Annotated in this window: 1 protein-coding gene and 1 pseudogene; one reads left to right on the top strand and one right to left on the bottom strand. The window is 30.4% G+C overall.

What is annotated here, in order from left to right:
* A partial coding sequence (locus tag F6K13_RS33525; protein WP_287289982.1) for a DNA cytosine methyltransferase occupies positions 1–241 on the top strand: 241 nt, incomplete at its 5' end.
* 163 nt (positions 242–404) lie between these two features.
* Here the strand turns inward: F6K13_RS33525 and F6K13_RS33520 are convergent.
* Positions 405–1,166, bottom strand: a pseudogene (locus tag F6K13_RS33520) (TdeIII family type II restriction endonuclease).
* Between the last annotated feature and the right edge of the window lie 160 nt (positions 1,167–1,326).

The following is a 1,326-nucleotide window of genomic DNA, read 5'->3' as shown; positions in this document are numbered from 1 at the left end:
TTCTATTAATGGGGAAACTCCAGAGGAGTATAAGTCTTTATTTATCAAGGAAATTTATCAGAAGAAAAAGTATAGGTATATAACTGCAAAAGACTGTGCTAAGTTACAAGGTTTTCCTAGTTGGTTTAGACTGCATAGTAAGGAGAATATTGCTAAGAAACAATTCGGCAATGCTGTATCTATTCCAGTTGTTTATTATTTAGCTAAGTCTTTACTGGAGTTGCTAGGTTTTGTTAATTAGATTAACTTCATAATGATAAATATAAAAGCTTACCGAAAAATCAAGGTATAAAGCCTCTCACTCGCCGTGGAGAAACAAAAAAATTTTTCCTTTTATTCAATCCAATCCGTTTTAGGGAGAGGTAATTATCAATTATCAATTATCAATTATTGAAACCCCTCTTTTACCTAGATTTTGACTTAATCCATTGGTCAATCTTTGATTTCATCTCAACTCCAACTTCTCTAAAAATGTTTAATAAGTCTTCATATACCTCTTCCCCTGCACATTCATTCCAAAAATTTTCTTGAATTAATAGCTCATTTTTTACATCACATTCATTAGCAGTCCATCGAGCATAGGGGCGAGGATGATAAGGATTGTAGGGAATAGCAATATAAGTTTTGATCTTTGCTTGTTTCTATTGACTAAACCTTAATCCACACCAACGGAGCATTTTTCTTCTTAATGCACCAAATTCTTTTTTGTTAGGTTTTGCAGTAGTTATATCAATGTATAGCTCTTCATTTGTATTTGGTTTATAAATAAAAATATCTAGACGAGAATCTTTATCTTGCCTTGGTTTTGCCTCTTTAATAGATTGCTTGATTTTTTCAATTTCTCGTACTTTATCAGGAGGGGTATTACTCTGACATAATTCATTAATCATATTTTCTGTTTGAGCATCTATCTCACCTAATAAATCATATTGAGTTTGCGCTTCATAGCCAGCATTTTCAGCTAATATTTTAGCAATAGGTTCATATACAGACATACCAAATGATGTATAAAAAGAATGTAATATTGAAGTTTGTATAATTACTGCTTCACCAAATAATGCTTCAAAAAATGGCTTATAGTCAGTTTCACCCCAGTATCTATTTAACTTTGTCTCAATCACATTTTGTACTAAATCTTTAATTTTGATTTTAGTTAAATATTCCATTATTAATGAATCTGCTAAATTTACCGGGTAATTATTAATTGATAATTGATAATTACCTCTCCCTAAAAGGGAGAGGATTGATGTTCTAAGGAAAAAATTTATTTTTTTCCCCTTGAAAGGGGAGGCTTTTAACCTCAATTATTTAATTAATAATTATTAA

It is taken from the genome of Okeania sp. SIO2B9 (assembly GCF_010672505.1).
GTDB lineage: Bacteria > Cyanobacteriota > Cyanobacteriia > Cyanobacteriales > Microcoleaceae > Okeania > Okeania hirsuta.
The sequence above is the reverse complement of the archived record's forward strand: the minus strand, read 5'-3'. Positions and strand labels throughout refer to the sequence as shown.